We start from the raw sequence: 514 nt of genomic DNA on the forward strand, positions 1-514 counted from the left end.
TTGCCGGAATACCAGGGATGGATCAAATGACTTGAGGATTACAACGTGGGCATAAATTCCGATGCCAAGACTTTATATATAGCGTCGTTGTTTGCTTTCTCTAACACGCTTAAAATATCCAGAAAAACGGGAAAACTTGACAAGTCATGGGGAGCCTATAACTTCACGCCTTTTGGTCTTAAAGATTTTTATCAGGCAAACAAACAGAGTGCAAGAATAGAATCGATAAAACAAGGGTTCAAGGATTTTGATTTTTCAAAGGTGGACAAGGAAAACGATTTCGTCTATTTGGACCCGCCATATTTGGGAACGCAGGCAAACTATAATAAGCATTGAACGGACGAACAAGATGACGAAATGCTTGCGTTTTGCGAGCGCCTGAACGCTGCAGGCATTAAATGAGGGATGAGCAATATTTTTGAAAATAAGGGGTTCGTAAATGTCAAACTTAAAAATTGATGTTATTCGAACAAATGGATCGTTCACTCCAAAGACAAAAAATATACTCTTAATG

Annotated in this window: 1 protein-coding gene; it reads left to right on the forward strand. The window is 38.7% G+C overall.

All coding sequences use genetic code 11. From position 1 onward, the window contains the following. Positions 1–45 precede the first annotated feature (45 nt). Positions 46–336: a DNA adenine methylase gene (locus RF640_RS19140; protein WP_259542861.1), complete on the forward strand. Its 291-nt coding sequence runs from the start codon at positions 46–48 to the stop codon at positions 334–336. The last annotated feature ends 178 nt before the right edge of the window (positions 337–514 follow it).

Origin of the sequence: Kocuria sp. CPCC 205231 (assembly GCF_040980965.1) — a bacterium.
GTDB lineage: Bacteria > Actinomycetota > Actinomycetes > Actinomycetales > Micrococcaceae > Kocuria > Kocuria rosea.